This window comes from Neptunicoccus cionae (assembly GCF_014643735.1).
Taxonomy (GTDB): Bacteria; Pseudomonadota; Alphaproteobacteria; order Rhodobacterales; family Rhodobacteraceae; genus Amylibacter; species Amylibacter cionae.
Genome location: NZ_BMKA01000001.1, coordinates 256,343 through 282,093 on the forward strand (window position 1 = coordinate 256,343; position 25,751 = coordinate 282,093).

The window sequence follows — 25,751 nt, forward strand, 5'->3', positions numbered from 1 at the left end:
CTGCACCCTCAGCCGCGTTTTTCTTTCATGCGTTTGCGCAGGCGGGCCATGTGCAGATCGAAACCGGGGGCGAGTGTGGAAATGCCGCGCCGCAGGATCATGCCCGGAAGGCTGCCCCGACTGCCTTTTTCGGGGGGCAAGGCCCGTTCGGCGTAGATCATCCGCGTCTTTGCAGGTTTGGCGGGTGTCGCCATCGCCTGTTTTGTAAGCCGTGCGAACAGGCTCATCGTGTTGAATTCTTCCAGCAACAATTCACGGGCCTTACCAAGCGCGTCCCGCCTGTCCGACCACAGGTCTTCTCTCCGAGCTTGCATCATCCGGTTAATGGCCGCTTCAGGGTTGTCCATGTCCAACGGCACGATGCTGTCGGCAGGCAGTTCTTCCGCCACATTGGTGCAGCCCACATAAAACGGGAGCGCCCAGCAGAGCAGCGGATCAGAGAGCTTTTCGGTCCACGTGTAGCGACCGGCACCGTTTTCCAAAGACAGGTGGTATTTGTGGGGCAGCAGTGCGTCCATTTTGTCGTCTATCGGTTTGAACCCACGGCCGTAGAGTTCAATATGATCGGGGATTTTGTCTTTCAGCACTTCGATGAAGGCCAAACGTTTGCGGTGATATTCCGTGCTGGCCTTGGTGCTGGTTACGATGGAGATTTTGTCATCTTTGGCTGGGGGCTGAAGCGCTTTGAAGTGGTCATAGCCAAGCGCCGAGTCGAGGTTGGAGAAATCCACCCCAACGAACCACGGGAGGCAGTAATTGTGCTTGAGCCGTTCGGTTTTTAGCGGCTTTTCCCCCGGTGCTACAACGGCGGCGAACTGGTTGAGGAAGGCGGCTGAATAAGGGTGGATCTCCTCTGGCTCTCCGGCAACAAAGAAGCTGCGGGCGCGGGGCAGGGTGGTTTGCAGCGACCATGACGCACGCGTGTAGAGGATCAGCACATCTGCTGCGGGATCAACCGTTAGCCCAAAGGTAAATCGCACCCCCTGAAACTCCGGCTGCTTCCCTTTGGTCTGTTTGAGAAACAGGCGCGGGTCTATGTCTGTCAGGATATGGGCGTGTGGGGTCATAGTCGTTTCGAATGTTTGGTCGGGGTTCGTCCCCTTATAGCGCCGAAAGTCACCGACCTACACAAACAAAAGGCCCCGCGATTGCAGGGCCTTTCGGAAATTTGCAACAGAACGCCAAAGATGCTTTGGCGTGGGCTGTTTTATTCGCCAGCAGCGATTTCTTCGCCGGTTTCCTGATCGACCACTTTCATGGACAGGCGAACCTTGCCACGATCGTCAAAGCCCATCAGTTTGACTTTTACGGACTGACCTTCGGAAACGATGTCTTTGGGGTGGCCAACACGCTCGTTTGCCATTTGGGATACGTGCACAAGGCCGTCCCGTTTGCCAAAGAAGTTCACGAATGCGCCAAAGTCCATCACCTTCACAACAGTGCCGGTGTAGACGGTGCCTACTTCGGGCTCTGCCGCGATGGACATGATCATTTCGCGGGCGGCTTCAATTTGCGCACCGTTGGAAGAGGCGATTTTGATCACACCGTCGTCGTTGATATCGACTTTTGCGCCGGATGTTTCAACGATCTCGCGGATCACTTTACCACCGGAACCGATCACTTCGCGGATTTTTTCCGGATTGATGTTGATGGTTTCGATGCGCGGTGCATGCTCGGAGAAGGAACCGGTCTCGGACAGAGCTTTGTTCATCTCGTCCAGGATGTGCAGACGGCCGTCTTTGGCTTGGTCCAGCGCTTTTTCCATGATCTCTGTGGTGATGCCGGCAACTTTGATGTCCATTTGCAGGGATGTGATGCCGTTTTCTGTACCAGCCACTTTGAAATCCATGTCGCCGAGGTGATCTTCATCGCCAAGGATGTCTGTCAGAACAGCGTATTTGCCGTCGTCTTCAAGGATCAGACCCATAGCAACACCCGCAACAGGTGCTTTCAGTGGAACACCCGCGTCCATCATGGACAAGGAGCCGCCACAGACTGACGCCATAGAGGAGGAACCGTTGGATTCAGTGATCTCGGACACAACGCGAATGGTGTATGGGAAATCTGTAGCCGCCGGCAGCACAGCCTGAAGCGCACGCCAAGCCAGTTTGCCGTGACCGATTTCACGACGGCCCGGGCCCATCATACGACCGCATTCACCAACCGAATAGGGCGGAAAGTTGTAGTGCAGCATAAAGTTGGAGCGGAACATACCTGTCAGCGCGTCGATCATTTGCTCGTCGTCGCCAGTGCCCAGAGTGGTCACAACCAGACCTTGTGTTTCGCCGCGTGTGAACAGGGCGGAACCGTGGGTCCGTGGCAGGATGCCGGTTTCACCAACAATCGGGCGCACGGTGGACAGGTCGCGACCGTCGATACGTTTGCCGGTGTTGACGATGTCGCCGCGCACAACAGAGCTTTCCAGCTTTTTCATCGCGGTGGACAGGTTGGCATCTTCGCGGTCTTCTTCGGACAGACCTTCGATGATTTTCTCACGGGCGGCGGAAATCGCAGCGGTGCGTTCCTGTTTGTCCGTGTTCCCGAAAGCGGCGCGCATGTCAGCTTCACCAATGGCAGTGATTTTCCCGAGGATGTCGGAATAGTCAGCTGGCTGGAAGTCAAACGGCTCTTTGGCGCATTCTTCGGCCATGTCGATGATCAGGTCGATCACCGGCTGGATGGAGTCATGGGCGAACTGAACCGCGCCGAGCATTTCTGCTTCGGACAGCTCGTAAGCTTCGGATTCAACCATCATCACGGCGTCTTTGGTGCCTGCAACAACCAGATCAAGGCGCTGCTCAGGGTTGTTGCGCAGCTCGTGCATGTCGTCCACAGTCGGGTTCAACACATATTCGCCGTCAACATAACCAACACGACAACCGCCGATTGGGCCTCTGAAGGGCGCACCGGACAGGGTCAGGGCAGCAGACGCCGCGATCATTGCAACCATATCCGGGTCGTTTTCCAGATCGTGGGACAGAACAGTCAGCGTCACTTGGGTTTCGTGTTTGAAGCCTGGAATGAACAAAGGGCGGATCGGACGGTCGATCAGACGCGCAGTCAGTGTTTCTTTTTCGGTTGGACGGGCTTCACGTTTGAAGAAACCGCCCGGAATTTTACCGGCGGCGTAGTATTTTTCTTGGTAGTTCACGGTCAGCGGGAAGAAATCCATTCCCGGCTTTTCTTTTTTGGCGAACACAACAGCGGCCAGAACAGATGTTTCACCCAGAGTGGCGATAACTGTGCTGTCGGCCTGACGTGCGATTTTGCCTGTTTCAAGGGTCAGCGTCTCGCCGCCCCATTCAATTGATTTTTTGACTTCGTCAAACATACTTTTTCCTGTCTAGGCTACCGGGCCTTCCCGTATAGCCTTAGTTGTTTGGATGCCCCATTGCATCCCGCCCCGTACCATCGTTTGCAGCGGCGGGGCCGTATCACTGCATTTCAGATGCGCCCCCATACAGCAGCTTGGCTCAAAAGGAAAGCAAAAGGGCAGTTTCGTGTGTTGTGGACGGATCAGGGCTGCTTTGCCGCTTTGGAGAAGGTAAAGAGCAGAGTCGGGGTAACGACCATCGCTGCCATCAAGGCAAAGCCAAGCCGGTAGCTCTGCTCTGCGGGCAAGTTGGCTGTTTGCTGGATAACCACGCCGAACAGGGTCTGGAAGGTTGGAATCGCAGCGACTGCGATGATGGTATAAAGGCTGGTGGCGCGCCCGATCGCGGCGTCAGGTACGACTTGGCGCAGCTGCGCAATCAGGGGTACGTAAAACTGTTGGGCAAAGATCATTACGAACAACAGGACGTTTGCGGCCCAAAGCGGCATATCTGGAGTCAGGGCAAGAACGGACAGGCTGGCAACCGAAGTCAGAGCACCTGTCAGGATCACACTATAGCGGGAGAACCGGCCCCAACGATCTATAAAGCCATAAGTCATGCCAGAAGCCATGGTTGCGCAGAAGAACAGCATCTGGAACAGGCCGGTTTCCTCCAATGACAGCGCGTGGACGGCTTTGTAATATGGGCCACCCCAGAGGCCGGTAATCGCGGTTATCGGTGCCCAGATCACGCAGGACATGATTAGAACGGGACGCACCCTGTCGTCTTTTATAAGGCCAAGGAAACCGGGGGCAGGGCCGCTGTGTTCGGGTTGGTCAACGGGGTCTTTTTTGGTGACAAGGAAGACCGCAGCGGCGAAGGCGGCGGTAAAGACCGACAGGCCGATAAAGACGTTGATCCAGCCAAACCGCGCTATCCCTACTGCCAGCGGATAGGTGGCCAGCAAGCCGCCAAAGCCGCCAAGTGTCACCATCAGTCCGTTAAGGAACCCGAATTGGCTCGCCGGGAAATTTCGCGCCAGCAGCATATACATGCCAACGCCGCCCACAGACAGGCCAAGCCCCAATAGAATACGAGCGAGGATCAGGGTGGTGAAGCTGGACGTGAAAGTGCAGGCTAGCGTTCCAAAGGCAAGGATTAGCAGGAACAGGCTGATGATCCGGCGTGGCCCGACACGATCCAGCAGGGAGCCGATAAACCCCTGCGCAACGATATTGACCATGAAGATTACGGAAATCACCAGACCAAGCTGATCCGCCGTCAGCAGGTATTCATCCTGCCAGACCGGAGCAACAATCGCACCCGCAGCGCGGTGGAACTGGCCCATTCCAAACAGGAAGACACAAATTGTAATTACTATAAATGATTGCAAAGAAAATCGAATTCTACGGGTCATTTGGCGGACGCTACCCCCAAACGGAAAACGCCGCAACGTGATAACACGGTGCGGCGTTTCCTATCAGTAAGTGGCTGGTGCCTTAGCGGCGGATGCCCAGACGTTTGATCAGGTCCTGGTAACGGGCCAGATCTTTGTCTTTGGTGTAGTCCAGCAGTTTCCGACGCTGAGCAACCAATTTCAAAAGACCACGACGGGAGTGGTTGTCTTTTTTGTGGGTTTTAAAGTGCTCTGTCAGCGTGGTGATGCGGGATGTCAGGATAGCAACCTGTACTTCGGGCGAACCTGTGTCGCCTTCTTTGGTTGCGTAATCTTTCATCAGTTGAGCTTTAAGCTCTGGAGTAATCGACATCGGGGTCTCCTTTATAAGGTTAAAGGGTTATGGCACAAGCCGGGATGTCGTCCAGCAGGGCCCGTGGAGGCACCGCCCGAATGGCGGATGGGGGTCTATAGGCGGGAATCACCGGAAAGAAAAGGAAAAAGGGTGAAACGTGGGGGGGGGCACCCTATTTGGCCGCGCTGTGGTTAAGGCGCATTAACCATAAGTCTTTGAAATGCTGTATGTTTCTGGATTGTTCTGTTATTGAAACGAAACGCGGCGCCTTCAGCTTGGCGCGTGATAGCGGTATTAATCGGGTGTGTTATGATCGAAGTTCTCATTCTCTCTATGCTGGGGTTGGCGGGTTCCGCCTTGGGCGGTGCTGTTGCCGATGACGATGCCGAAGCAAACACGGACGGGGATGACCGCGAAGAAAACTTGCCAATCGACACCAGCCTTCTGATGCCAGAAGGCGCACGCGAAGAAGGGCTCGTGGCTGAAAGTTCGGGCGATGCGACCTATGGCACCGGCGCAGATGACCTGCTGACCGACTGGCACGGCGATGTGGAACTTTACGGCGGTGCCGGAGATGACATGCTGCAGGGTGGTTTCGACGGTGACAGCCAAAGCGTGTTTTATGGCGGCGATGGGGATGATACGATCCGGGACGGTGACAATGATGCGCTGATCTACGGCGGGGACGGGGATGACCGGATCACCGGTGGCCACGGACAATCGGAAATACACGGCGATACGGGTGATGACGTGATCGACACCGGCATCGCGACCGACACCGTTTATGGCGGGGTAGGTGACGACAGGCTTATCTCTGTGGGTAGTGGCGATAGCGATGATCCCGACCTTGTCTACGGCGGGTCGGGTGACGACGATCTTCACGCCTACGGCACGGCAGAACTTTACGGCGGGGAGGGGGCGGACCGTTTTACTGCGTATGCAAATACCTGGGTGGAAGATGCCCCTGTCATAGCGGATTTCAATCCGGCGGAGGACATCTTGTGTATAGAGATCGACAGCCACGAAGGGACGCAGGATCTGTCGGATTTTCAGGTGGAGGTTCAGGAATTTGCCGATGGAACAGGGGCTTCGGTCTTTGTAGACGGATATGAGGTGATGCGCGTTCCGGGCGGGCAGGGGATCCGGCTTGAGGATGTGGAGTTAAAGCTGGTTTAACAATTGCAATGGAAGGGTGTGCTGATCCTGCGGGAATTGGATACTTGAACCAAAAAGAGCTTATGGGTCGCGGAGCGTCTGCAAGCCTATTGTTGACCGAAGAGGATGTTGCGTTCGGCTTCCGTGTGGGGGCGGTTCGGACGGTTGTCCTTGCCAAGATTGACGCCTCTTTGCACTGCTGGCCGATCTTTTATGCGTGCCCGCCATGCGGTGACGCGGGGATAATCGTCTAACGGCAGCCCCATTGCCTTACCGATGAGCACCCAAGGCCAGCACATCATATCGGCAATGGAATAATCTTCGACGATATAATCCCGTCCGTTGAGGCGGCGTTCCAGCACACCGAGGCAACGCATATACTCACCAGCATAGCGTTTTGCCGCATATCCGTCTTGTTCGCTTTCAGGAGCGTAATTGTGAAAATGGCTGTGTTGTCCAGCCATTGGGCCCTGATTTCCGGTCTGCCAGAAAAGCCACTCCAGCGTTTCTTTGCGCAAAACGGGCTCGGTGGAAATAAATTTTCCGGTCTTCTCGGCGAGGTACCACAGGATTGCGCCGCTTTCGAACACGGAAACCGGCGCGGCATCTGTGTCGTGGTCGACGATGGCTGGCATTCTGTTGTTCGGACTGATCGCCAGAAACTCCGGCTCGAACTGCGCGCCCTTGCCGATTTCCAGCATTCGGGTTGTGTAGGGCAGTTCCATTTCTTCCAGGCAGATGGATACTTTCCAGCCGTTTGGCGTGGGCCAATAGTAGAAATCGAGCGGAGCGGTCACTGGGTCAATCCGACAGATGTCTGGCACGCGCGCCACGCTCGATCGCGGCACCATGCAACCGGTCGATGTTCAATTCGTAGCGCGTCTCTTCCAGAAAGCGCAGCTCACTTTCGCGCAATCGCCCGTCAGATGCTGCCACATCACAACAGAGCGCGTAGGCGGTTTCGTGGAATTTTTCGGGTATCGCGTCCCGTACCATGCCAAACAACGCATCAAGGCCGTCTTCTTCTTCCAGAAGATCGAAAACGGTCTGGGCGATGCCGCGAATCCTGTCAGCATCATAGACGCCGAAGATTGGCAGGTGGTTAACGATACGTTCAATCGACAGCAATTCAGCGGTCCGGATCAGTTCGTCAGAGACTGAAGTGGCAATCATCATCGCCACGAGCCCGTCCTGAAGGTTCCAAAGGCTGTCTGTCGGGGTGGTGCGGGTCATGCTTTCGCCCTTTAATGGTTAATCGGTCTGATAATATTGACGCAAGCGGGCTGGGGCAATAGGGAGTGGGCTTCGAACCCCTTTAAAACCGGATGATAAAAATGTCTGACCTTCGCGATCTTGCTCTGAGCTCTAAAGCATGGCCCTTCGAGGAAGCCCGCAAGATTTTGAAACGGTATGAAAAGGCGCCACCCGAGAAGGGGTATGTGCTGTTTGAAACCGGCTATGGTCCATCCGGCCTGCCTCATATCGGCACGTTTGGCGAAGTGGCGCGCACCACAATGGTGCGCCGCGCCTTTGAAGTCATGTCGGATATTCCGACCCGCCTGATCTGTTTTTCTGATGATCTGGATGGAATGCGCAAAGTGCCCGGTAATGTGCCAAATGCCGAAAGCCTGACCGAGCATTTGCAACGCCCCCTGACATCTGTGCCTGATCCCTTTGGCACGCATGACAGTTTCGGCGCCCACAATAACGCAATGTTGAATCGATTTCTTGATACTTTCGGGTTCGAGTACGAGTTCATCAGTTCCACCGAATTTTACCGTGACGGTAAATTTGACAAGGTTTTGCTGCGCGCAGCAGAACGCTATGACGATGTGATGAAGGTGATGTTGAAATCACTGCGTGAAGAACGCCGTGAAACCTATTCGATCTTTTTGCCGATCCATCCTGAAACCGGACGTGTGCTTTATGTCCCAATGAAGCATGTAGACGGCAAGAACGGCACGATCACCTTTGACGATGAGGATGGTAAAGAGATCACGCTGCCTGTCACCGGCGGAAATGTGAAGCTGCAGTGGAAGCCGGATTTCGGTGCGCGCTGGGCGGCGCTCGATGTTGATTTTGAGATGTATGGCAAGGATCACTCCACCAATACGCCCATATATGATCGTATTTGTGAAATTTTGGGCGGTCGCAAGCCGGAGCATTTCACCTACGAATTGTTCCTTGACGAAGACGGGCACAAGATTTCGAAAACTTCGGGCAATGGGGTGTCTATTGACGAATGGCTGACCTATGCGTCCTCGGAATCTCTGGCTTATTTCATGTATCTTAAGCCAAAAACCGCGAAACGGATGCATTTTGATGTGATTCCAAAGGCAGTTGATGAATACCACCAGCAGTTGCGAGCCTATGAAACGCAGGATGCAGCCGCGCGGCTGAATAATCCAGTGTTTCATATACACGGCGCGGATGTTCCAAAGAGCGATATGGTGGTGCCGTTTGCGATGTTGCTGAACCTCGCTTCTGTGTCGAGCGCGGAAACCAAGGATGCGCTTTGGGGCTTCATCAAAAAATACGCGCCAGAGGCCACTCCGGAGACGAACCCCACCCTTGATGCTGCGGCCGGATTTGCGGTGCGCTACTACCACGACTTCGTAAAGCCGAACAAAAAATTTCGCGCCCCAAGCGATCAGGAACGGGCCGCACTGGAAGATCTTGCGGCTGCCCTGCGGGATGAGAGTGTTGCCAAGGCGATGATCGATAAGAAAAACGCGGCAATGGGTAAGGGCGACGGGCCGGTTGACTCGCTTGACTACAGCGATGCGGATGATTTGCAATCTATCGTGTTTGCCGTTGGTAAAAACCACGGTTTTGAGCCGCTGCGCAATTGGTTCACCGCAATCTACGAGGTGCTGCTCGGCGCGTCCCAAGGGCCTCGGTTCGGTGGTTTTGTAGCGCTTTACGGCGTGGATGAGACCATTGTACTGATCGAGGCCGGACTAGCAGGCGAGCTTGGTTAAAATCCAAGACTGTTCTGATTGTGAAAGAATGCGGGGCGACGGGTGCGAACTCATCGCCCTTTTTGGTGGAATTGGGCGTGATTGCGCCCGCGTTATTTTGGATATTTTTGGCCAGAAGAAGCTGATGGGTTAACTGAGGTCCGCTGACGTCAGCTGGTAGGCTTTTCCAAATCCACCATTGAGCGCGGCGGAGGCGATTTTGAATGTCACAAAGTTGAAGTCGGCAAAGTCGATGTAGAGCTTTGATTTGGGGTGGGTCAGAAGATAGTGGTCGCGGATTGCTTTGTGCTCGGGGCCGGACCTATCCACGAAAGTTGCCAGTGCCTGAATGGATATGCGCGGGTGCGTTAGTGGATCGCCTTTGCTTTCAGGTTCTCCGAGCAGGAGGCCGCATTCTGGGGTGCTGCGCAGGGCTTTGGTGTGTTCGGATAGGTCCGAGATAAGTGTTAACGGAACGCCAGCGGGGGTCGTGCCGATGGCCACCCGCGTTACTGTCGGGGTCCGGCTGTTGGAGGGAAGAACGGCAAGAGCGCCAAATTTCGCGTTTTGGATCAGGGACTTTGCAAGAGTGATCGCCTCTGCGTCCGTTGGGCGGATGGGGTCTTGGGGCATGAAGCGCACCTGATTTTTGTAAGTCGGGGATGGCTCTGACGGCTTTGATAGTGATGCCGGTTTTCGATGCGACGATCAAGGGCGGTTTGACTGTGCTCTGCGGCGCGCTACTTTTATGCAATTATAGGGGAGGTTCAAGATGCGCGTTTTCACCTTTTTTGCCGCACTGGCGATGGTTGGTTTCCTTTCGTTTGCACCAGCGCAGGCCCAAAACAGCGATATTGAATCGGTGATCGGGGCTCAGATAGACTCTTTCCTGAAGGATGATTTCGAGACCGCCTTCACTTTCGCTGCACCAAATATCAAAGAGATTTTTCGCACACCGGAGCGTTTTGGCGTGATGGTGCAGCGCGGTTATCCAATGGTCCATCGTCCCGCAGAAGTGATATTCAAAGACCTGCGAGAGGAAGATGGCGTCCTGCAGCAATATGTTTCGATCATGGACGGTCAGGGACAATATTACATCGCACGGTATTCTATGGCGCAGATTGATGGCCGATGGCAAATAAGTGGTGTCAGTATTGAACGCTCGCCAGCGGTCGGCGTGTAAAAGCCGTTACGGCTCCGCACGCCGCGGTCACATCCTGTTTAGTCCAATTTGTTAACTCTCAGTTTGGTTGCGGTGAATTGCGCCGCATGCAGCTTAAACCGTCTTGCGCCCAGCTTGACGGCTTTGCTTATCCGCGGGATTTGAGAGGAACTAATATGAACAAAGCATTAACTGACGGTTTGCAACTGATGCCCCCGGCGTTCAATTTCGGGCTGGACGTCTGGTCGAGCGAGGACGGTACGCCGGGCACCGACACGTACGATGGATCCGCAAACGCCACCCTGATCGCCGCGGATGCGGACTTTGGCGACTGCCTTGAACTGCTGAAAACCAACAGTACCCAGAGCTTGCGCTACACCGGTGATACGCCGTTAGAGCCTGGCTGTTATTGGCAGATAAGGGCGCGAGTGAAGGCCGTGAGTGGACCGCTACCTTCTGTACGTATTGCCGCGTGGGCGGGTAAAAGTGGCGGGAACCATCTTTTAGGTGTGGTTGAAACGGGGCCTTCCAAGGCGCTTGAAAATTATGGTGAAGTGGTTGAGATCTCGGCAATAGTCGGCTCTGGGGATCGGGGTGGGGTGGATATGGTCTGGGGGCATGAAGCCGTCTTCGGGCATTTCGGCATTGATCTGACGGGTGTGAATGATGGTGTGGTGCGGATCGATGATCTGATTATTGAGGACGTGAGCAGCATTTACACACGCTCTATGCTGGACGTGGTCGATGTAACTGACTTTGGCGCTGTGGGGGATGGCAGCACCGATAACGTGGCTGCCTTTGAAGCTGCGGATGCGGTGGCCGCCGGGCGGACGGTTTTGGTGCCGGACGGTGTTTTTTACCTTAACAGTTCTATCACAATTGCATCTGAAATACGTTTTCATGGCACGGTTGAGATGCCTGATGATGCCCTTTTCCAACTTTTACAAAATTTTGATTATCCCACCTATTTCACCGCTTTCGGGGACGAGGAACTGGCATTTAAGAAGGCGGTACAGGCGTTGTTTAACTTTACCGATCACGATTCACTTGACCTGCAAGGGCGGTCTGTTGACATCAGCGCGCCGATTGATGTGCAGGCAGCAGTGGGGAACAAAAGCTCTTATTCTACACGGCGGGTGATCCGGAATGGCAGGATTGCGGCGTCTTCCAGTGCGGATTGGGATGTCAGTTCAGTTACGCGCACCGCGACTTATGATGCGGAAGACCCTTATATCCTGTCCGGTGTGCCTAATCCTGCGGGAGTGGTGGCGGGATCGCTGGTGACGGGCAGCGGTGTCGGGCGGGAAATCTATGTGCGAAACGTGGATGTGGGGACTGGGAAAATCACCTTGTCGAACCCGCTGTGGGCTGCCCCGACGAGCCAGAGTTATACCTTTACGCGATTCAAATATATGCTCGATTTCTCTGGATTCACCAGTCTGGCGCGGTTTACGTTAGAGAATATGGAATTCGCCTGCAACGGTCGCTCCAGCGGTGTCCTGCTTGCCGATACCGGTTTGATTTTCCACGTAAAAGATTGCTTTTTCACCTCTCCCAAAGATCGCGGGCTGACGTCTGCGGGGCGGGGCTGTGCAGGAATGATGCTGGATCGCAATCAATGGTTGTCGAACGAGCAGCCGCTGGCGGTGTCCAACCGCGAAAGTATCGGCTTTAACTGCAACAGTAACGATTTGAAATTGCGGCATAACAGGGCGTTAAGGTTTTTGCATTGGGCCGTGATCGGCGGGTCCGGTGCAATCGTTTCCGGCAACCATTTCTTTCAGGACGATGCGACCGGGGGCAATATCCGGTCGGCGGGGATCGTCATAACCAATAACCACCCGAAGATGACTGTCGTTGGAAATTATGTGGACAACGCCTTTATCGATTGGACGAATGAACATGATGCCACCCCCAGTATCACCAGCGGGTTTTCCTTTGGCGGGCTGACGATCACAGGCAACCATTTCACAGCTTCCGGCACCGCTGCCTGGTTTCGGTGGCTTTCGCTAAAACCCCACGGGACAGGGCATTTTATCAATGGGCTGAACATCAGTGGCAACGTGTTCAAAGCGTTTAACGGCCCGTCCTTGCAGCGGGTAGAGATGGTGGATGATGCCGTTGCCACCTTGGACAGCAGCAAATTTCGCAACATTACGGTGGAGGGAAATACGTTTAACAACGTGGATGCTCCGTTTATGAACCCGGCCACGGTAGAGGTCAGTCGCAACGCAGTGGATGACAGTTGGCGCACCAGTTTGAACCAGCACATGCCATTTGACGGGCAGGCCCGATACGTGACGGCGTTGGTGCCTGACGGTGCCATCCGGAACGGGTCTAACAGCAAAATCTACACGCAACCCTACTGCGAGGGAGGTGTTGGCACAGACGGAAAAAGCTTTGATATCAATTGGTCGGAGGCTGCAAAGGGGACTGTGCGGGCAACTGTTCGGTGTGACGACACGATCTAGGCACCCTTTTGCATATGCTGGAGATTTGGCCCGCCCTTCGAAATAGGGCGGGCCGCAATCAGTACGGCGCTAGAATTTGCGTTTCTGGCTTTTTCCTTTGTACACCCGGGTTCCGGCCTTGCCAGCGGTAGAACGTCCTTTGGATTTCTGCGCCGCGTCAGACGCTGCCTCTACCGCAGATTGGCGGGCGAGCGGATCATCCGCAACTGCCAGTTCCACGGCTTCAAGCCGCTTTACTTCGTCCCGCAAACGGGCTGCCTCTTCGAATTCGAGATTTTCCGCGGCTTTCAGCATATCCTTGCGCAGCCCGTCCAGATGTGCCTGAAGGTTCGCGCCAACCATCGGTTTGTCGATCTTTGCAGTAACGCGCGACATATCGGTGTCGCCCTCGTAAAGACCGGACAGCACGTCATCGACGTTCTTTTTAACAGTTTCGGGCGTAATCCCGTGTTCCACGTTGTAAGCGTGCTGTTTCTCGCGACGCCGGTTGGTTTCACCAAGCGCGCGCTCCATAGACCCGGTGATCCGGTCGGCATACATAATTACACGACCCTCAGCATTCCGCGCGGCCCGTCCGATTGTCTGCACAAGAGAGGTTTCAGAGCGTAGAAAACCCTCCTTATCCGCATCCAAAATCGCCACAAGTCGACACTCGGGGATGTCCAGCCCCTCTCGCAAGAGGTTGATCCCGATCAAAACGTCGAACGTGCCGAGCCGCAAATCCCGAAGGATTTCAATTCGTTCCAGTGTATCAATGTCCGAGTGCATGTAGCGCACGCGAATGCCCTGTTCGTGCATGTATTCGGTCAGATCTTCGGCCATGCGTTTGGTCAGGGTCGTCACCAACACGCGACCGCCTTCTTGCGCGACCTTGCGCACCTCATCCAGCAGATCATCCACCTGCGTGTCCACAGGGCGAATTTCGACCGGCGGATCAAGCAATCCTGTCGGGCGAATAATCTGTTCGGCAAAGACACCGCCGGATTGTTCCAGCTCCCACTTTTGGGGGGTGGCGGAAACAAACACCGATTGCGGGCGCATCGCGTCCCATTCCTCAAATTTCAGTGGCCTGTTGTCCATGCAGGACGGCAGGCGGAATCCATGTTCTGCGAGTGTGAATTTTCGCCGGTAGTCGCCCTTGTACATGCCGCCGATTTGGGGGACAGACACATGGGATTCATCAGCGAAAACAATGGCGTTATCCGGGATGTATTCGAACAGTGTGGGCGGCGGTTCACCGGGCGCCCGTCCCGTCAGATAGCGGGAGTAGTTCTCAATGCCGTTGCAAACGCCGGTCGCTTCAAGCATCTCAAGATCGAAATTCGTACGTTGCTCCAGTCGTTGCGCCTCTAGTAGTTTTCCTTCGCTTTCCAGTTGTTTGAGCCTGATTTTCAGCTCTTCCTTAATCTTCTTGATCGCCTGGTTCATGGTCGGACGCGGGGTCACGTAGTGGCTGTTGGCGTAGACGCGAACCTTATCCAGACTAGTGTGCTTTTCACCAGTCAACGTGTCAAATTCTACGATACTTTCCAGTTCTTCGCCGAAGAAAGACAGCCGCCATCCGCGATCTTCAAGGTGGGCCGGCCAGATTTCCAGGCTGTCACCTCGCACCCGAAAGGAACCGCGTGTGAAAGCATTGTCGTTCCGCTTGTACTGTTGTGCGACGAGATCGGCCATAACCGCGCGCTGGTCATAGTCTTGCCCCGTCAGCAAATCCAGTGTCATCGCAGTGTAAGTTTCGACCGACCCGATACCGTAGATGCAAGACACGGATGCCACAATAATCACATCGTCCCGCTCCATGAGGGCGCGGGTGGCAGAGTGGCGCATCCGGTCAATTTGTTCGTTTATCTGGCTCTCTTTCTCAATATAGGTGTCTGACCGCGCAACGTAGGCTTCTGGTTGGTAATAATCGTAGAAGCTGACGAAATACTCCACTGCATTATCTGGAAAAAACGATTTAAATTCGCCGTATAGTTGCGCTGCGAGAGTCTTGTTGGGGGCCAGAATGATCGCAGGCCGTTGAGTTTCCTCAATAACTTTGGCCATCGTGAATGTCTTGCCGGTTCCGGTCGCCCCCAGAAGTACCTGATTTTGTTCGCCCTCATGCACGCCGGCAACCAGTTCGCGAATGGCTGTTGGCTGGTCTCCGGCGGGGCTGAACTCCGTGTGCATGACGATTTTACGCCCACCTTCAAGCTTCCCGCGATGCTGAGGGACCGGTGTGGTTACAGGCATTTGCATTTCACTCATGGAGACTCCTTTGACGCCAATAGATGATCGTCTTTTGTTCCCGTTCAAGGCTTCAATAGGCGATTTTCTGGGCTTTCACCATTCCTTCGGCAATATGCCTGATATCTGATGACAGTTTTTGTCAGTACGTACAGTCATTTTTCTTGATTGGTTAACCATTTGTTTACTTCTCGTCAGAATAGTGAAGGAGGTCGGACCCATCCCGACCAAAGTGGCAGGTATCCATGAATCGGGCAGTAACGAGTAGGGCGCCTTGCGCAATTCAGAGTTGTTAGTGCGCATTAAATGCAACCTTTTGGGATATTTGTGATTGCTATTTGGGTGAATAGATGCCTGAATAGCCTTGCAAGCAGCAAGAACGGCTATCGATCGGGTGCATACCCACCACCCACCCCTCACTCCCTGTGTCCGGTCGATAGCCACCCTTCAACTTCCGCATCTTTTTAATATTTGGAACCGGCCCGGTTTTTCGGGACCTGTACATCATTTGGTAACCTCTCGCCTCTAACCTGATGGTGAACAATCGCTGGGGCGATGTATGCAATCTATTGGTAGATATCTAAATAACCTTGGTTTCATGGCTGTCATTGCCGGATTGGCTGTCGCGGCTCTGATTTTGGCGGCTCTCACCAACTGGACAGCGCCACGGGTGGAACGGGATCTCGCCTCCGAATTAGCGGCTGGAATGTTAACCTTCGAGCAGGAATTGGGGTATGGGGGGCTGATCCACAACTTTAAAAACTACCTTCTGCGCCCGGATGAAACAGCCTATCGTGATGCGGCGAAAAAAAATGTGGATCGCCTTTTCACAGAATTGGAAGGACTATCTAAACTGGTTCAACAGCTTGATATGATGCTCGATTTCGAAACCACGAGGAGAGTTATTAACAAGTATTCTCTAGCAATTGATCGCATTACAGCACTACACGGCCAAGGTCTCGCGGTTACGCAGATAGATGAACGGGTGCGAATCGACGACAGTTCAGCCTTTGAAAATATCGAACAAGTCGCCACCGCAGCGCGCGAAATACTGGCATTCCGCGCGTCTGAACAGGCGTCGCGAACTGCGGGATTAATTAGGTCAATCTTTCTGCTTATCGGTGCATTTTTAGTTTCGGTGGGGATTGTATTCGTTTTTCTGATAACAGACCGTCGCCGGCGCGCACGGGAACTGACTGCGGCGCATAACTATGCTGACGATTTGGAGGATATGGCACGTATTGCGACCCATGACATCCGTTCCCCGCTCAAGCAAATTGCATTTCTGGTACAAGAGGTGATTACCGATTGCTCCGAGAATGCCGGCCGGTTGAGCCTGGAAAGCAGGGAAGATCTTGACCTTATCCGGCAAAGAACCCTTCGGATAGACGCGTTGGTCGAAGGCACTTTGGGCCTGATGCGGACGAGTGCGCTTGCGGATCGGGTAGAGGTTGTAGACCTGCGCGTGCTTGTGCGCTCGATTGTAGAAATTGATGCGCCGCCTCATCTTCCGGTGAATATTGAAGGGGGGGATAAAATACGTGTCGATAAAGCCAAACTGACCGTTGTTTTACGCAACCTGATCTCTAACGCCGTAAAACATGGGACGTCGGCTAACCCGAACCTTTTGATCCGTTTGGTGCAGAAAAAGCAGACAGTTGAAATATCAGTGGAAGACAATGGACCTGGTATTGCAGAGCAGCATCGGGAACGTATCTTCACCCTGTTTGCCACTCTGGATGAAACGGGGCAGGACGATGATGTTGCTGGAATTGGCTTGCCGATGGTCCGCAAAATCGTGCGAAGACTGGGCGGGGAAATCGTCGTGGCGGGATCCACTTTGGGCGGGGCGGCCTTTTGTGTCACCCTGCCGCGTTGATTATATATGTGCAAACTCGGTACAAGGCGCTATTATACGGGTGAATAATGATGCGAAATGCAACGCAGAGCGGCGCATTTTACCTTTTGTCAGTGCAGATAATGCGCTAGATCATCCCAAAACGGGAAAGTTAAGGATACCCATGCTGGCACGAATTTACCAACCTGCACGCAATGCCATGACATCTGGTCAGGCAAAAACGAAAAACTGGGTTCTGGAATTCAGCCCGCAAGAGCCGCGCCAGATTGATCCGCTGATGGGCTGGACCAGCTCTGGCGACATGAATAGCCAAATCCGCTTGATGTTTGACAGCAAGGAAGCGGCTGTCGATTACGCCTCTTCCAATGGCATTCCTTTCACAATCGTGGACCCGAAAAATCGCAAGCAAAACGTGCGCAGTGGTGGGTACGGTGACAACTTTGCCACTAACCGGCGGGTGGTCTGGACCCACTGAAGGGCTTGCAAATCACACGATTTTTGGCCAGAAGGCCCATAACGGTCCCATAGCTCAACTGGATAGAGCATCTGCCTTCTAAGCAGAGGGTTTCAGGTTCGAGTCCTGATGGGATCGCCAGCCCTTCTTTAAAACGTCCCGTACGGCTGCGTGAAACAGGTTCTACCCGCGATTGCAGAGCATGGTCCTGTCTACGTCCAAACGGGATCGTGCAGCATCTACCCAAATGATGCGCTTTCTAGCCGCGATTAATGCCCACGCCGCTGATGCGGTAAACCTGGCACGGTTCCGGACGGCAATCTCCCCCATTGTTGTCAGGCGATAATAATCTCTTTTTTACCGCGGGCCTGACCCGCAAGCTGGGAAAACGTTAGGATTAGAAACGCGGCGGTACATTTTTCCGCCGCGGACGGGATCAACCGCCCGTTTTCTGTCGCTATGACCGCGTGGTCTTGGACTTTGGATCGGGGCATGACGTGCACGATACCAACACCCGTTCCATGAAAAAACTGTCCGCGATCGCTACTCTTGGCAAAATGCACGAGCGGGAGTTGCCCTGCCAGTGCATCATCAACAACGGTGTGACAAGCGCGGAATTGCGCGCGATCATTCCTGCAATCGGTGAGTGCTGTGGCGTTCCGCTAGCTTGGGGTGTTTTCGCGCGGTCTGTAGAGTGACCGATTCCAACGGCGCATAAACACCCTTAGTCCGAATCGGATGCGACAATCACCGGGTTGTCTCACGACAAATACGGCTGGAATTTGGCGTGATGGGCGGACAAACCTTGCCCGAGCAGCGATAATTTACTGCCCTATGACACCGTTTTGGCCGTTTAAAAATGACCATTTAAGTGAATGATCAAACAGCATTTTCCCCCTGAGGTTGTGCCTCAGATTTTTTGAAAATTAGTAGCTGTCTGATTTATTAAGGAAATATTAATTTTTGCCGCTAATTGGCCACTTTTGCAAACTAGCCTAAATATTAGCAAGGGATGGAGGGGCCTTTGGTGGACAAGACAGCAGAACGGACCGATATGACAGTTTTCAAAGAAATCTTTGATGCGGCTTTTCAAAAGGCGGGAACGGCCCCGTCTCCTGATGACTGGACGACCTGTGTATCGATTGTAGAAATTCGGCGCACCAGCCTTGCGCTTGCAGAACAATATCGCGAGCAGGGAGATCGGTTAAAGGTCAAACGGCTTGAAGAAAAGGCGCAAGAGTGCGAGCAGGTTTTCGCGGATCTGGCGGCCTATCTGGCAGAGGAACGGGCGGCCTGACACGCGCCCGCTCCGGAGTTTACGGTATAGTTTAGCGCGGTGCCATACGGATCGCGCCATCCAGTCGGATCACCTCACCATTCAGCATCGGATTTTCTACAATATGGGCGACGAGCGCTGCGAATTCTTTCGGGTCTCCCAGGCGGGACGGAAAAGGAACTTGCGCACCGAGGCTGTCTTGAACCTCTTGTGGTAGGCCTTCCAACAGCGGCGTTTTGAACAGGCCCGGCGCGATTGTGGCAATGCGCACGCCTTTATCGGCCAGATCGCGTGCCATCGGTAGTGTCATTCCAACGATGCCACCCTTGGACGCGGCATAGGCCACCTGTCCGACCTGACCTTCATAGGCCGCAACCGAAGCGGTGTTGATGATCACGCCGCGCTCCCCGTCGGGTAAAGACGGATCAGATTGCACCATGCCCGCCGCAGCGTGAGATGCGCAATAAAACGATCCCAGAAGGTTGACGCCGATCACCTTGGCAAACAGTGCCGGATCATGGGGCGCGCCTTTGGACACAGTTTTTGCGGCTGGACCGATACCGGCGCAGTTTACCAGAATGCTTTCCTGTCCTTGTACGCCCCGTGCCGCGTCGAACCCGTCGGCGACGCTGTCGGCATCAGAAACATCTACTTGCTGCCAGGACGCGCCGATCTGGGCGGCGGTGGCTGTGGCGGCGTCAGGGTTCATATCGAACAGGCAAACTTTGGCGCCAAGGCTGGCCAGATGGGTTGCAACCGCCGCACCAAGGCCCGAAGCGCCGCCGGTTACGATGGCTGATTTATTCGAAAGGCTGGTCATTATCGCATATCCTTGAATGTTGTTTTCTGGGGGTCTTTATGAAAGATGTGAACGACAAAGTACAACAGGGGAAAGGACGCGGTGTCATGGTTTCACGGATCGTGGAGGTTAACAACGCAGCGTTACACTGCCGAATCGAAGGCCCGTCGGACGCCCCTGTGGTGGTGTTTTCAAACTCGCTCGGGACCGATTTCCGGATCTGGGACGCGGTGGTGGCCGATCTGGCGCAGGATCACCGAGTGCTGCGCTATGACAAACGGGGGCATGGGCTCTCGGATGATCCCGAAGACGGCTGGACAATGGGTGAACTGGTTGCGGATCTGGCAGCCTTGATGGATCATTTCGGCTTGTCCGAAGCTACCGTAGTGGGGCTTTCGGTGGGGGGCTTGATCGCGCAGGGCCTTGCGGCGGAGCGCCCCGATCTGGTGCGCGTCATGGTGTTGGCTGATACCGCCGCGCGGATTGGAAATGATGATATGTGGAACGAGCGGATTGCCAAAGTCAGGGCCGAGGGGCTCGGGGTGATGGCGGATGGCATTCTGGAACGCTGGTTCGCCCCAGAGTTTCACAGCCATCCGGATTTCCCCATGTGGCGCAATATGCTGGTGCGGACCACGGCGCAGGGCTATGCCCGCGTTTGCGCTGCTATCCGCGATACGGACCTACTGGAAAGTACGGCCCGCCTTAATCTGCCGGTGTTGGCTGTGGTTGGAGACAAAGACGGCTCTACTCCACCGGATATGGTGCGTGAAACGGCAGAGCTTGTAAGCGGTTCCAGCTTTCAGATTATCCGCAATGCCGGTCACTTGCCATGCGTTGAAAAACCCGACGTCTTTACGTCATTGCTGCGGAATTTTCTGAAAGCACAGGAATAAACCACAGCTTCTCTGACAAAAGCCGCTGCAGAACAACTGTAAGCCGCCCTTGCACCTCCTTGCTATCTGGGATTGGGTGTGGCGACTCTTGTACAGGTGATTTCAATGGCTTCGGATATGCCGGACATGGACTATGGCCGCCCTTGGGTGGGCATCGGTTGGATGCTTTTGACGGGTGTGCTGTTTGTCGGCGTGACCGGCATCGTGCGCTATGTGGGATCAAACGTACCCGCGGCAGAAGCGGCGTTTATTCGTTATCTGTTCGGGGTGCTGTTCATCCTCCCGTTTATGGGGACCGGATGGCTCGGCCAGTTGGACCGGCGACTGGTGGGTACCTTTGCCTTGCGCGGGTTTTGCCATGCGATTGGTGTGATTCTGTGGTTTTATGCGATGGCACGCATTCCGATCGCCGAAGTTACGGCGATCGGTTATCTTGCACCGATCTACATCGCGATTGGTGCGGCAGTCTTTTTAGGCGAAAAACTGGCATTGCGACGGATTGCTGCGATTGTGATCGCCTTCATCGGTGCAATGATAATCCTGCGTCCGGGCATTCAGGAAATCAACTCGGGCCAGATGGCACAAGTCCTTTCCGCGCCGATGTTTGCTGTGTCCTATCTGGTAGCCAAACGGCTGACCGCACAAGCGGGGCCATCGCTGGTGGTCGGCATGCTGAGCGTGTTTGTCACCATAGGCATCGCCCCTTTCGCAATCGCTGTCTGGAAAACACCAAGCCCTACCGAAGTGGCCTGGCTTGCACTGGTCGGGGCCTTGGCCACAACGGCCCATTTTACCATGACCAAAGCCCTTAAAGCTGCGCCTTTGGCCGTAACCCAGCCCGTCACCTTCCTGCAATTGATCTGGGCCACCATTCTGGGGTTAGTGGTCTTTGGCGAGGCGGTGGATATGTTTGTGCTTCTTGGCGGCGGCCTGATCATCTGTTCGGTGAGCTTCATTTCTTACCGCGAGTGGGTGTTGTCCCGCCGTGCCAAAACGCCCCCGGCAGCAGCGGTTAAAACCTGAAGCGCAGCACGCGCCGCCTCCGGCGGTCATATCGTCAAGGCCATAATGCGTAATATTACTTAGACGAAATGGTTTCGATACAAAATGAATCTACAATGTTATCTTACTGTGCAAATTTGTAGATTGTGTACCTAATGGTTTGAACCCTACCAAAGCTTTAGCTTCTTAGGGGGAATTCATACATGCGCTTCAGACGGCGGTTCTCTTCCGCCATTTCCTTCATCTCGGACATCAAAGACGCGTCCATCTCGCCAAACTTGGCAAGAATTTTTAGAAGCTCGCGCTGCTCATCTCGCTCTCGTGGCACAGTTCGAAAACTGGCACGCCGCCTTCCGCTTGCTTCAGGATCGCCATGATCTGTGCATCGCTGGACCGTCGTAGTCGGTGTCGTTCTTCCGGTAGTCGCTTGTCAAAGGCTCACCGTCAATGTTGGCTATAAAAGTTTCACGCCGCCGATATGAATGTCCGACTGTCTCATTAGCGACATGAGTACTTTCGGGGAAGAAATTCTGGTCTTTTGCAGAATCATCAAAAATGTGTTATTTACTGTTTTATACCTATTGCAACAGCGGATGCCTTATGGCTCGCACGTCAAGCGCCGCACATACTATTTGACTTTCGATCACAGAAATTGAATGAGCATGGCCCATCGATTAATTATTGTTTTGATCTTCTTTGTGAATTCGGCGCTTCCGGCTGTCGGCCAGAACTTGAATGCAAACGATACCATTAATCTTGGCAATCAAATTTTGAACGACCTGTCGCAACCGAAGGGCAGGGTCCGGCAACCGGCACCTGTGAGAACGCGGGAGAATATTTGGCGACAGGCACCTGCGAAACGGCAGGCGCAAAAGCGGCTGCAAACATCGTCGGGCGATTATGCACTCGTATACCAAACCCAAGCGCTTCTTGCACAGCTTGGGTTTGATCCAGGCCCCTTGGACGGCGTCATGGGAAAACGAACTGCAAATGCAATCCGCCAATTTCAGGCTATGAAGGCCTTTGAGCAGACCGGACAGGTCAGCCGTGAATTGATCACGCAATTGCGAAGCTCTGACGGGTTGCGCGGCGGTGTAAACACTAAAAGCAAGGCGACTGCACCCACCTTCCAATCTATTTCTCCGAGCTTTAATTGCGATAGAGCCGCTACGATCGTGGAAATGGCTATATGCCGGTCGCGAGAGCTTGCGCAGTTAGATCGGGCACTGTCCTCCGCATACAGCGCGCAAAGGGATATCGCTTCGTCACTGGGAGCCTCGAGACTTGCTTCCGACCAAAAGGCTTGGCTCGCCCAACGAGATCGTTGTGGTGCCAGTATACCCTGCCTGTCGACATCTATGATCGGCAGAATTGCGCAGTTGGGGGGCACTTTGCCTCAGGGCGCGGGAAATGTCGTGTCCATGCAAACCGCAAACAGCGAGAGGTCAGGACCGGACGGCAATCCTGCGACAATTCCCCAAATCACTTCTCAAGCCTACATAGTTGACGGGCGCTACGCGATTTTCCAAGGAAGTTTCTATTCCCCGCCAGCGGGGATAAAACATGATGTCTACAAATCACAACATATTGCTGCATTGGAGCGCCTGTTTGATCTGGTCGGCATCGTGCCAGGTGACGAGCGATTTACAAACGGAAACTGGCCGCTATGGACAGGTGACTTTCTCGGCAAGTCTATTCTCAAAGCGCTTGCGGCTGAGGCGGCGAACGGCGTAATTACCCGCGAAATCCAGAACGAGTTAAATCGTCCCATACGACAGGGACGTTTTTCTCTGACTGAAAATATTCAGAGAAATCTTGCCAATGATTTCGAGAGGCAGCGATTCTCGGCGCTTATTAAAAAAAACGTTGCTGAATTTGTTCCCAGCCTGTTGCCGCAGGTTCCAGTACCCGTACGGCTCTATTGCCGTCTCGAAATGAAGAAGAACCCGGAAACCCTATCGCCGCTTTATGATTCCATCAACGAGGCCTTCTATGTGGTAAATTTTTCTCAAAACTGCGGCAATAACACGGGGGCTAATACTATTGGACGCACTCCCTGGCCGGCTGTTGGGGACCTGTTTCGGGGTGGTAAGTTTGAATTCGAAATCGGGACCCAAGACCATCCTATTATCATCAACCTGCCACCAAACAGAGCAGAGCAATTCGTAAATATCAGCGCTAAACATTCGGTCGATATCGGATTTGATGCCGAACTAATGGCGTATTCTACCCGTTCGCAAAATGACGAACTAATAACCAAGTATGCCATCCGCCGAACTGGTTCTTACAAGCTGTACTACCACGACCAGCCTGATACGCCGATCTACGAGTTCACGCCTGAACAGTTAGAACCAAAACCGCTTACGGCCGTAGAAAAGCAGGCGCGTAGACTTGGTGATATGGACAGAGTCTGGACTTTCAATCAGTTGGACGAACAGCAAGTCCTGCTTGATCTTGCAGAGGCGCGGGGGAGCTATTCCGAGAAGCTATTCGATGGTGATAAAATCCTTACCTTTTCAGTGCGCCCAAGGATTGGAAACTGGGAAACCGTGACATCGCCTGTTCTGGAGGCTGGGTTGAAGGACGGCCTGGACTTTAGATCAGCAAGGACGGTCGCGGAGTCACTTGGTCGCCCGCTGACATCGATCTTCGCCGCGCCAATGGGCCTGGTCGGACTTGGTGGTAGTCCGATTTCGCGGGTTTTTGTGGCGCTTCCTGACGTACTTGAGAACTACAAACGTCCTGCACCCGAAACTGATCAGAAACTGAATCTAGTAGTCAATTTTCAAATGAAAAAAGTATGGCAGCTTCCCACAACGCGAGGCCGCCCCGAAATTCTGATGTTCGCGGTTCCGGTGTCAGGTGCATACTACCCTGCTGAAAAAAAAGTCGGCGCGCCAGTGCAGCCGGTAAGCGAATTTCGTTTCGATACCGCCGTACCGATGGACTATTCGCACTCCCGCCTCGCACGTCCCCGTGACGTGGTCGCAGCCGTTGCGCAATCGATTGGAAGCGACACGGCCGAACTTATCGAGTCTATATACCCGTCAAGCTCTCAGAATGCTTTCGCCCGACGCGATGAGATTGAAATGCTAGCGTCTACGGCGGATCCTGTAGACCTTCATGGTTTCTGGATGACGGGGAACGGTCAGTTTGCCGATTTCGACTATGAACAGCAGACTTTTGGATTCAATTATCTGAATTCCAGCTTTTCAGACTACGTATCACGCAACGAGCGCAGGATTGCACGAGCTAAAATTTTTGAACTGACCAATTTGGATGAAGCGGGTGGCATCCGCTTTCCAATGCTAGAAAGTGAAGCGCGCCGCCTTCAGCAAGAGGTCGAGGGAAGTGACGCAATCTACCGTGCCCTGATCGTTGCCGATACTCCTATCGCGATAGGCGGAAAGTCTGGTTTGCCAATTCAGGCACGGATTGCGGAAATTGTCGTGTTGCGGCCTGGCAGCGACGCCCAAGTGGAGATTGATGCCAATATAATAGCGCGCATAGATATTTCATCAGACAGTGAAACTACCACCACTGATTTGCAGATTGTTCCTGCAACAACTGTGCTGGGCACATACGATATCCTTGATGTCCGCATCCGACAGGCGTTCGACTCTGTGTTGCCCGCTATCGAGACGTCTTTTGAACCGGAAACCGTCCTCTATGGTCGCAGAGAGTTTTGGGTGGGGCAGCAGAACTTACGACGGCCCATAACGCCAACTACCGCTCTTTCAGAGTCCACAATTCTTGTGCGCGATGGCGGGAGTGACAGCCTGACGATATTCCACGAGCCCCTTCTTCCTAATAATCCCGTGACAGGCATTGCCCGCACCATGAGCTTTGCCGTGGGTGCTCGCCCCTCACCAGATGCGGTAAAGGCGCTTTTGTTGGATAAGTACGGCGACATGGCCAAGAAACACAATTATGCTTTCAATTGGTTCCGCGATACGCGGCAAACTCAACTTGCACCTAACAGCGAGATGAGCATGAGTGAACTTCTCGAGTTATCTACGTCTGCGCAGAACGAGCAGACGCGTGCATTCCAGTGTAAACAACACTTGTCAGGTCTGACGCTCCAACTCGACAATTTCGCGCAGTCGCTGCTGCGCACTGGGTATTCGAAATTTACCTACAAACCCTATCCGGTGGTCGACGAAAACAATACCCCAATGCGTCTACCCGCGCCAAACCCTCTTTGGCCAGTTCTCCGCGTCGAAAGCTCCAATCCAAAATGCGGAGAAGATTTCGTCGTGGCGGCGATAGAACCGGACAGCAATGGACTAGTTTCCGTATTGCGCATTTTAGTGACGAACCGAGCATATCTTGCCGATATTGAAACCAAGGCCAAGCGAGCCCTCATCGATAACCAAGCTTCCGGACAGGGAAGCATCCCAAAAATTAAGCTCTGAGGCAAA

The 25,751-nt window shown here is 53.9% G+C and carries 20 protein-coding genes, 1 tRNA gene and 1 pseudogene; 12 read left to right on the forward strand and 10 right to left on the reverse strand.

Going from position 1 to position 25,751, the window contains the following annotated elements:
- Positions 1 to 8: 8 nt before the first annotated feature.
- The 4 genes from IEX10_RS01135 to rpsO all read right to left on the reverse strand — a co-directional run bounded on the left by IEX10_RS01135 (position 9) and on the right by rpsO (position 5,083).
- Positions 9 to 1,067 carry a hypothetical protein gene (locus tag IEX10_RS01135; RefSeq protein ID WP_188670112.1) on the reverse strand — a complete coding sequence of 353 codons (1,059 nt, stop codon included), beginning with the start codon at positions 1,065 to 1,067 and terminating at the stop codon, positions 9 to 11.
- A 140-nt stretch (positions 1,068 to 1,207) separates the two neighbouring features.
- Positions 1,208 to 3,331 carry a polyribonucleotide nucleotidyltransferase gene (gene pnp / locus IEX10_RS01140; protein ID WP_188670114.1) on the reverse strand — a complete coding sequence of 708 codons (2,124 nt, stop codon included), beginning with the start codon at positions 3,329 to 3,331 and terminating at the stop codon, positions 1,208 to 1,210.
- A 185-nt stretch (positions 3,332 to 3,516) separates the two neighbouring features.
- Entirely contained in the window at positions 3,517 to 4,731 is a 1,215-nt protein-coding gene (locus IEX10_RS01145) for an MFS transporter (protein ID WP_188670116.1), read from the reverse strand.
- 82 nt (positions 4,732 to 4,813) lie between these two features.
- Positions 4,814 to 5,083 (reverse strand): 30S ribosomal protein S15, encoded by a 270-nt coding sequence (gene rpsO, locus IEX10_RS01150; RefSeq protein WP_188670118.1) that lies wholly within the window; start codon positions 5,081 to 5,083, stop codon positions 4,814 to 4,816.
- Between the two features lie 291 nt (positions 5,084 to 5,374).
- Between rpsO and IEX10_RS01155 the strand changes: the two genes are divergently transcribed.
- A complete protein-coding gene (locus IEX10_RS01155; protein ID WP_188670120.1) occupies positions 5,375 to 6,241 on the forward strand; it encodes a calcium-binding protein in 867 nt (288 codons plus the stop codon).
- Between the two features lie 86 nt (positions 6,242 to 6,327).
- Here the strand turns inward: IEX10_RS01155 and IEX10_RS01160 are convergent, their stop codons facing one another.
- Positions 6,328 to 7,017 carry a glutathione S-transferase N-terminal domain-containing protein gene (locus IEX10_RS01160; protein WP_229678385.1) on the reverse strand — a complete coding sequence of 230 codons (690 nt, stop codon included), beginning with the start codon at positions 7,015 to 7,017 and terminating at the stop codon, positions 6,328 to 6,330.
- Positions 7,018 to 7,021: 4 nt separating this feature from the next.
- Entirely contained in the window at positions 7,022 to 7,453 is a 432-nt protein-coding gene (locus tag IEX10_RS01165; protein WP_188670124.1) for a tellurite resistance TerB family protein, read from the reverse strand.
- A gap of 101 nt (positions 7,454 to 7,554) precedes the next feature.
- Between IEX10_RS01165 and IEX10_RS01170 the strand changes: the two genes are divergently transcribed.
- Complete coding sequence (locus tag IEX10_RS01170; protein WP_188670126.1) at positions 7,555 to 9,201, forward strand: lysine--tRNA ligase; 1,647 nt, start codon at positions 7,555 to 7,557, stop codon at positions 9,199 to 9,201.
- A gap of 129 nt (positions 9,202 to 9,330) precedes the next feature.
- Here the strand turns inward: IEX10_RS01170 and IEX10_RS01175 are convergent, their stop codons facing one another.
- Positions 9,331 to 9,813 carry a HugZ family pyridoxamine 5'-phosphate oxidase gene (locus IEX10_RS01175; protein WP_188670128.1) on the reverse strand — a complete coding sequence of 161 codons (483 nt, stop codon included), beginning with the start codon at positions 9,811 to 9,813 and terminating at the stop codon, positions 9,331 to 9,333.
- 139 nt (positions 9,814 to 9,952) lie between these two features.
- Here IEX10_RS01175 and IEX10_RS01180 point away from each other — a divergent pair, with 139 nt between their 5' ends.
- Together IEX10_RS01180 and IEX10_RS01185 are read left to right on the forward strand one after the other, a co-directional pair.
- Positions 9,953 to 10,363, forward strand: coding sequence for a DUF4864 domain-containing protein (locus IEX10_RS01180; RefSeq protein ID WP_188670130.1), 411 nt, complete (start codon positions 9,953 to 9,955; stop codon positions 10,361 to 10,363).
- A gap of 155 nt (positions 10,364 to 10,518) precedes the next feature.
- A complete protein-coding gene (locus IEX10_RS01185; protein WP_188670132.1) occupies positions 10,519 to 12,813 on the forward strand; it encodes a glycosyl hydrolase family 28-related protein in 2,295 nt (764 codons plus the stop codon).
- Between the two features lie 69 nt (positions 12,814 to 12,882).
- On the opposite strand, the gene uvrB is transcribed toward IEX10_RS01185, so the two are convergent.
- Positions 12,883 to 15,066 carry an excinuclease ABC subunit UvrB gene (gene uvrB / locus IEX10_RS01190; protein ID WP_373287395.1) on the reverse strand — a complete coding sequence of 728 codons (2,184 nt, stop codon included), beginning with the start codon at positions 15,064 to 15,066 and terminating at the stop codon, positions 12,883 to 12,885.
- Positions 15,067 to 15,604: 538 nt separating this feature from the next.
- Between uvrB and IEX10_RS01195 the strand changes: the two genes are divergently transcribed.
- The 5 genes from IEX10_RS01195 to IEX10_RS01215 all read left to right on the forward strand — a co-directional run bounded on the left by IEX10_RS01195 (position 15,605) and on the right by IEX10_RS01215 (position 18,654).
- On the forward strand, positions 15,605 to 16,924 hold the full coding sequence (locus IEX10_RS01195; protein WP_188670134.1) for a sensor histidine kinase: 1,320 nt from the start codon (positions 15,605 to 15,607) through the stop codon (positions 16,922 to 16,924).
- 142 nt (positions 16,925 to 17,066) lie between these two features.
- The gene (locus IEX10_RS01200; protein WP_188670136.1) at positions 17,067 to 17,378 is read left to right on the forward strand and encodes an ETC complex I subunit; all 312 of its coding nucleotides are present in this window, start codon (positions 17,067 to 17,069) and stop codon (positions 17,376 to 17,378) included.
- A 43-nt stretch (positions 17,379 to 17,421) separates the two neighbouring features.
- A tRNA-Arg gene (locus IEX10_RS01205) sits at positions 17,422 to 17,498 on the forward strand.
- Positions 17,499 to 17,854: 356 nt separating this feature from the next.
- Positions 17,855 to 18,055: a hypothetical protein gene (locus IEX10_RS01210; RefSeq protein WP_188670138.1), complete on the forward strand. Its 201-nt coding sequence runs from the start codon at positions 17,855 to 17,857 to the stop codon at positions 18,053 to 18,055.
- 329 nt (positions 18,056 to 18,384) lie between these two features.
- Positions 18,385 to 18,654 carry a hypothetical protein gene (locus IEX10_RS01215; protein ID WP_188670140.1) on the forward strand — a complete coding sequence of 90 codons (270 nt, stop codon included), beginning with the start codon at positions 18,385 to 18,387 and terminating at the stop codon, positions 18,652 to 18,654.
- A 31-nt stretch (positions 18,655 to 18,685) separates the two neighbouring features.
- Here IEX10_RS01215 and IEX10_RS01220 read toward each other — a convergent pair whose 3' ends face one another.
- A complete protein-coding gene (locus tag IEX10_RS01220; protein ID WP_188670142.1) occupies positions 18,686 to 19,453 on the reverse strand; it encodes an SDR family NAD(P)-dependent oxidoreductase in 768 nt (255 codons plus the stop codon).
- Positions 19,454 to 19,491: 38 nt separating this feature from the next.
- Between IEX10_RS01220 and pcaD the strand changes: the two genes are divergently transcribed.
- Positions 19,492 to 20,328, forward strand: a complete 837-nt coding sequence (pcaD, locus tag IEX10_RS01225; RefSeq protein WP_229678386.1) for a 3-oxoadipate enol-lactonase — start codon at positions 19,492 to 19,494, stop codon at positions 20,326 to 20,328.
- 78 nt (positions 20,329 to 20,406) lie between these two features.
- A complete protein-coding gene (locus IEX10_RS01230; RefSeq protein ID WP_308420673.1) occupies positions 20,407 to 21,351 on the forward strand; it encodes a DMT family transporter in 945 nt (314 codons plus the stop codon).
- Between the two features lie 178 nt (positions 21,352 to 21,529).
- Here the strand turns inward: IEX10_RS01230 and IEX10_RS01235 are convergent.
- A pseudogene (locus IEX10_RS01235) lies at positions 21,530 to 21,705 on the reverse strand (transposase); the annotation flags it as partial.
- 281 nt (positions 21,706 to 21,986) lie between these two features.
- Between IEX10_RS01235 and IEX10_RS01240 the strand changes: the two are divergent.
- Complete coding sequence (locus IEX10_RS01240; protein ID WP_188670144.1) at positions 21,987 to 25,745, forward strand: peptidoglycan-binding protein; 3,759 nt, start codon at positions 21,987 to 21,989, stop codon at positions 25,743 to 25,745.
- Positions 25,746 to 25,751: the final 6 nt, after the last annotated feature.

Excerpts from the sequence above, each read along its gene's own strand:
- IEX10_RS01200 (WP_188670136.1), top strand. The coding sequence starts at position 17,067 with ATGCTGGCACGAATTTACCAACCTGCACGCAATGCCATGACATCTGGT.
- IEX10_RS01185 (WP_188670132.1), top strand. The coding sequence starts at position 10,519 with ATGAACAAAGCATTAACTGACGGTTTGCAACTGATGCCCCCGGCGTTC.
- IEX10_RS01240 (WP_188670144.1), top strand. The coding sequence starts at position 21,987 with ATGAGCATGGCCCATCGATTAATTATTGTTTTGATCTTCTTTGTGAAT.
- uvrB (WP_373287395.1), bottom strand. The coding sequence starts at position 15,066 with ATGAGTGAAATGCAAATGCCTGTAACCACACCGGTCCCTCAGCATCGC.
- rpsO (WP_188670118.1), bottom strand. The coding sequence starts at position 5,083 with ATGTCGATTACTCCAGAGCTTAAAGCTCAACTGATGAAAGATTACGCA.
- IEX10_RS01170 (WP_188670126.1), top strand. The coding sequence starts at position 7,555 with ATGTCTGACCTTCGCGATCTTGCTCTGAGCTCTAAAGCATGGCCCTTC.
- IEX10_RS01135 (WP_188670112.1), bottom strand. The coding sequence starts at position 1,067 with ATGACCCCACACGCCCATATCCTGACAGACATAGACCCGCGCCTGTTT.
- IEX10_RS01180 (WP_188670130.1), top strand. The coding sequence starts at position 9,953 with ATGCGCGTTTTCACCTTTTTTGCCGCACTGGCGATGGTTGGTTTCCTT.
- IEX10_RS01165 (WP_188670124.1), bottom strand. The coding sequence starts at position 7,453 with ATGACCCGCACCACCCCGACAGACAGCCTTTGGAACCTTCAGGACGGG.
- IEX10_RS01145 (WP_188670116.1), bottom strand. The coding sequence starts at position 4,731 with ATGACCCGTAGAATTCGATTTTCTTTGCAATCATTTATAGTAATTACA.
- IEX10_RS01175 (WP_188670128.1), bottom strand. The coding sequence starts at position 9,813 with ATGCCCCAAGACCCCATCCGCCCAACGGACGCAGAGGCGATCACTCTT.
- IEX10_RS01220 (WP_188670142.1), bottom strand. The coding sequence starts at position 19,453 with ATGACCAGCCTTTCGAATAAATCAGCCATCGTAACCGGCGGCGCTTCG.
- IEX10_RS01195 (WP_188670134.1), top strand. The coding sequence starts at position 15,605 with ATGCAATCTATTGGTAGATATCTAAATAACCTTGGTTTCATGGCTGTC.
- pnp (WP_188670114.1), bottom strand. The coding sequence starts at position 3,331 with ATGTTTGACGAAGTCAAAAAATCAATTGAATGGGGCGGCGAGACGCTG.
- pcaD (WP_229678386.1), top strand. The coding sequence starts at position 19,492 with ATGAAAGATGTGAACGACAAAGTACAACAGGGGAAAGGACGCGGTGTC.
- IEX10_RS01155 (WP_188670120.1), top strand. The coding sequence starts at position 5,375 with ATGATCGAAGTTCTCATTCTCTCTATGCTGGGGTTGGCGGGTTCCGCC.